At 34.3% G+C, this 5,002-nt stretch carries 6 protein-coding genes; all 6 read left to right on the forward strand.

Features of this window, described 5'->3' with window-relative positions; translation table 11 throughout:
* Window positions 1-183 (forward strand): hypothetical protein (locus tag ON01_RS19735; protein WP_010530532.1); only part of this gene is annotated, 183 nt, incomplete at its 5' end.
* Between the two features lie 101 nt (window positions 184-284).
* Window positions 285-542, forward strand: coding sequence for a hypothetical protein (locus ON01_RS08115; RefSeq protein ID WP_010530533.1), 258 nt, complete (start codon window positions 285-287; stop codon window positions 540-542).
* Between the two features lie 394 nt (window positions 543-936).
* Complete coding sequence (locus tag ON01_RS08120) at window positions 937-1,143, forward strand: hypothetical protein (protein WP_010530534.1); 207 nt, start codon at window positions 937-939, stop codon at window positions 1,141-1,143.
* Window positions 1,144-1,279: 136 nt separating this feature from the next.
* A complete protein-coding gene (gene sigW, locus ON01_RS08125; protein WP_010530535.1) occupies window positions 1,280-1,846 on the forward strand; it encodes an RNA polymerase sigma factor SigW in 567 nt (188 codons plus the stop codon).
* Between the two features lie 1,039 nt (window positions 1,847-2,885).
* A complete protein-coding gene (locus ON01_RS08135; protein WP_010530536.1) occupies window positions 2,886-3,194 on the forward strand; it encodes a hypothetical protein in 309 nt (102 codons plus the stop codon).
* Window positions 3,195-3,845: 651 nt separating this feature from the next.
* Window positions 3,846-4,034 (forward strand): hypothetical protein, encoded by a 189-nt coding sequence (locus tag ON01_RS08140; protein WP_010530537.1) that lies wholly within the window; start codon window positions 3,846-3,848, stop codon window positions 4,032-4,034.
* Window positions 4,035-5,002: the final 968 nt, after the last annotated feature.

Raw genomic sequence — 5,002 nt, forward strand, 5'->3', positions numbered from 1 at the left:
AAAACCGAAATAAATAGAGGGAGAGAGTATCTAGCGTCGATTATATTGTTTATTGTTTTCTCTGCCATCATATTTATTTTTGATTTACCAAATAAAGTTTTTGCTTTTATAGGAATTTTAGCTGTTTCTGATGTTGTACTTTATGAAGTGCTTAATATTAAGAACAATGAAATCAAAACTTAAAAAGTTTACTGCAATACGATCGGGCGTTAATCAGGAAATAGTAACTATCTCCCCGGGTTTCAGGCGTTCTAGATGGATGATTATAAATTAGGAGGAAAAACTTGAATAAAGAAAGCAAAATCATGTATTTTTATATGAGTTTGGGAATAGTGGGTATGGCTCTTGTAGCCTTAGGAGCCATTAGATACCTGCAAATAAATGATTTAAGTGGATATACAGTTACATTTTTGGGTTTCCTATTAATAACTAGTTACATTGAATATTTAGAAAAAAGATCTGAAGTCGGTAAAAAATTAACTTGGATAAGGTTTATTATTTTTGCAATTATATTTCTTGTTCTTTTCTTTTCTTTTTTTTAAACATAAGTGTTCTAAAAATTATTCCTGAAACGGGCGCTTTTCCGTAATAAGGATTAGCGCCGATATTGCATCATAGGGCCATTTTACGTATGAAAGGCTCTGTTAAAATCTTATTAGATAATAGTAAGAATTGAACAATATGGCTGGTTTCAGCAGTCCATTTTCTGACCCTTGGTCCGTTATAGGGCACAAGAATGGAATAAGACTTGCGCTCCGATTTTGCTTATATACGAAGGGCCAGATTATGGCATAATGTCTTGTCCTTTTAAGTAAATATATCTTGGCCACTTTCCTTTCTTACAGAATTGTAAGAAAGAGGTAAGGTAAATCGATGTTACAGAATCCTTCTTATCCTTTATTTTGAATTACAAATGCTTTGCAAGGAGGATTTCCGTTGGAACAGATAACAATGATCATTGCTTTGGTTTCATTAGGTGGATGCTTTGTTCTATTCTTGGCCAGCATCTTAAATTTTCTTCAAAATGTCTTTTCTGAAAAACATAAAACATCCTTTTTGGGTAGCAAGTGGACCAGGTCCGCATTAGGATTATTTGCTCTTTATATTGTAAGCTTTGCTGCATACATCTTCACCCAATTCTAGTTATGTTATATATAGTACCTTTAAAGGGCGCAAAAACGGAATAGATGACAGGGTATAAAATCGCATTATTGGATGATTTTGCGGAATGAAATCATGTTAAAATTGAATCAGTGCTCACAGGTGTGGGGGTATCCCAATGAACGATACAGTCAAATATCTGGTCAAAAAGGTGAAACAAGGAGACCAACTTGCTTTTAGTGAGTTAATCGAGCTCTACCAACATGAGGTTTACCGAATCTGTTACCGACTAATCGGAAACCGCTATGAAGCAGAAGATCTTGCCCAAGAAGCCTTTTTGCGAGCTTATCAGAACATTAACAGTCATGACAGTAATAAAAAATTTTCTTCCTGGTTGTTCCGCATTGCTTCCAATTTGACAATTGATCGATTGAAAAAGAAAAAGCCGGATTATTATTTGGATGCTGAAGTGGCTGGTGCGGAAGGTATGACGATGTATACACGGATTCCTGCTAATCATCAATTGCCGGAGGATCAAGTAATTGGACTAGAATTGCAGGATACTGTACAAAAGGCAATTTTTCGGTTAGCACCAGAATATCGCTCGGCCATTGTATTGAAATATATTAAGGATTTGTCACTGAGGGAGATAAGTGACGTCATGCAGATTCCCATTGGAACGGTTAAAACAAGACTTCACCGAGGCCGTGAAACATTACGCAAGCATTTGGAACCTTTCCCATAATTTCGGGATTCACTATGTTAGTAATCAGTCACAATAAAGTCGTTTTCCGCTCGCAATCGCTTGTTATAAATGTGAATCAAAAAAAGATAGCTCATCTCAAAGCATGTAACTCATGAGAGGAGCTATCTTTTCTAAATGCCATCCCACGATGGAAGGATGGCATTATACCGGACATTGCTATTGCAATGTCCACAGTCTTTTATTCGTTTATTCAAAAGGGGGTACTACCTTTGCTTATTATATCATATTCGATGCGACTGTCGTATACATTTAGCGGTATTATTTAAAAAACTACATTTCATGAGATAAATGGTACTGTTACGCAAGGTGGTTATTCAAAAAAGGGCACGGTAATCGAATAAGAAAATGTGATTCTGAACAGGGTGCTTTTCCTTAAGTTTAATTTACAAACAAGATGATAATATGAACTCGTTGTGGGTTGCGATTTATTATCATTACATTGGCAGCTGTATTTGGTTTTTGAATAGATGTTTTAAGTTACACCATAGGAATGAGTTGATTTAGAGTGAATCCAAAATTTAAGAAGTGGTCATTACTCTGTTTCATTGTTTGTCTTTTACTTTGGGTCCCTAATGTCGTTTTCCAAATCAGCAGTCCTTTCTGGATGTTAGTCTATATTGTTGGTCCAATCGGCATGGCCTTAGGTGTTTTAGGTAAAAGTGTTATATTAACCATTTTGAATTTGATTATGTCTTTCAGTTTTTTCATTATTATGTTTTTCGGTTATCAAATTTTTGCATCGTAAGGATAGTACAATGCTATTCTAATAGATGACAAGAAGAGTCGGAATTTTTAACGCGAAAAATAATTATAATCAAGTGGGTTGAATATACCGCAATACTAGCTAATATCAGAAAAACACTATTCAATCATCGGACGCTATTCCCTAATAAGGATCAGCGCCCATATTACATCTAAGGGCCGGTTTGCGGAATAACCTATTGTATTGATAAAGCAAATGCGAGAAAATAAATACAATATTTTAATCTTAGAGTACATAATCTGTGGGGTATTTTTTATGAATGAAATTATGTGGGGAGATATTATATTTCAGTTACTGGTTCTTCTTATTTTAGTAATGATTGTTGGATTAATTGTGTCAGCCGTTCGTATACTTTCAAAACGATCTAGTCGAATGAATGAATCTGTAACAAATATAATTATCACTATTGTGTTTTTAGTGGCACTGTGGTTTGCTCTTGACTTTATAGGAGTAGAGCCATCATACGTAGTTCCAAATTTAATTGAATGGACTACGAAGTTTATTCTGCCTTGGGTAGTGTTGTATTGGTTTATAAGACTTATTAAAAGTCTGGAAAAAAAATAAGCCGTATTGTATTCTTCAGCTATAATGGCTACTGAAAAAAACTATTCAATCATCGGGCGCAAATCCGGAATAAAGGGCAGCGTCTAAATTGCCATTGTAGGGTCAGTTTGTGGAGTTACTCTTTTGAAATAAGAATGGACAATAAGGGCGGAGATAACGTTGCAAGATGAGAAAAAGTACTCTTGGTTGAGCTATACATCTTTTGGATTGGGGATTTTTTCTTCTTTTGCTGTAATTATTTCGTTTTTTTCCAATGCACTACCAATTTATTTAAAGCTAACTGTATACTTAGTACCAATAAGTGTCCCTGTTTCCATAGTACTAGGTATAATAGCTTTACGAAAAAAAATGAGAAAAGATTATTAGCCAACATAGGGATAAGCTTAGGATTAATAATTGGAATTTCTTTGTTCTGTATTATAGGATTTTTTTGGCTTATTACCCCTGTTCATCCAAACTAAAAATAGGAGAGCTTCAAGAAACCAGCATATAGTAAAAATACAGTAGTAACTATTTTATATGTAGTGAGGAGCTGTTCATCAATCGAGCAAACTTCTGGAATAAAAGGTAGCGCCCAATTACCATTGTAAAGGCATTTAACGGAATAAATCCTTGTAAATCATATTGAAAGATAAAGGGGGGGCTTATTTTATGAAATATATTCGGGGAATGTATGTATCACTTGTACTAATAATATTGGTTATTCTGGTAAATTCAACGTTTTTTGCTAACGAATATTCAGGGATTGCAACATTTGCCTGTTTAGGCTTATTTATAATAGGGACTGCCTTTTTTATAAATGCCAAACAGTTAAAAATCTCAAATGAAGAAGAATCTTAAATTAACGGGCGCTTATTGCGAATAAGGTAAGTGCCATTTTTTGTAGAATAAAGGATTGAGTTAATTTTTGGAGTTTGAAATAATTGGTATTAATTAGGGACTACTGAATAACTTAAAATGGTTGTCATGCAGGGATTCAGGACAATTGTAATTGTAGTAAAGTGCAAGGTTATTGCCAAACATCGCTCAAAAACCGTGCACGTTGCCATTTCTTATCCAATTAGATTTGATCCCCAAGAATGTGATAAGAATATGAAAAAATCTACTCAATTGTTTGACTTTAGCGCATATTAAGCTATTTTCTAAACGAATGAAACGTTAATAGGTTTGAATTAGGGTTATTCAGTAGCCCCTAATTAAAGGACTGGATAGTTGAACAATGTTAGGGGGGGAAGATGAGAAACTGGATTTTTCATAGTCTCAACATAATGGTTTTCATTATTGTAGAGGCAATCTGTTTATTTGCTTTTTTAAGTGTTAACTCATTCTTTATCCGTTTTATTATTATAGCTACTGTTGTTTGGTGGGGGATTTTTTATTTTATTCAATTTCGAAAAAAGACATATGCTTGGAGACTTATCTGGTTTTTAATTTCTGTAATCGTTTTGTGGTTTTGGATAGATTACTGGAATTTGGCATCGTTAGGAGGTTGGAAGATTTAAATGAGAAGTCGGGTTTTTCATATACTCAACATAGTCATTTTACTTATTCTTGTACCGTTAAGTCTACTTGCTTGGTTTGGAAATGCGATGAGCCAGGTGTCGTACTTTGGGATAGACTTTGCAATCATGACGACTTATATGTGGTGGGGACTTTTTTACTTTATACAGTTTAGAAAGAAAACGAACACTTGGAGATTTACTTGGTTTTTTATTTCTTTAATTGTTTTATGGTATTGGATGTCTGGCGGAGGGGCCTCTTTCTGGAATTTTATATCCAATTAAAGCAAAGGTCGGCCTAATAGCTTT

Origin of the sequence: Lentibacillus jeotgali (assembly GCF_000224785.1) — a bacterium.
GTDB lineage: Bacteria > Bacillota > Bacilli > Bacillales > Amphibacillaceae > Lentibacillus > Lentibacillus jeotgali.

Coding starts and splice junctions, on each gene's coding strand:
- ON01_RS08140 (WP_010530537.1), top strand. CDS start 3,846: ATGAAATATATTCGGGGAATGTATGTATCACTTGTACTAATAATATTG.
- ON01_RS08135 (WP_010530536.1), top strand. CDS start 2,886: ATGAATGAAATTATGTGGGGAGATATTATATTTCAGTTACTGGTTCTT.
- sigW (WP_010530535.1), top strand. CDS start 1,280: ATGAACGATACAGTCAAATATCTGGTCAAAAAGGTGAAACAAGGAGAC.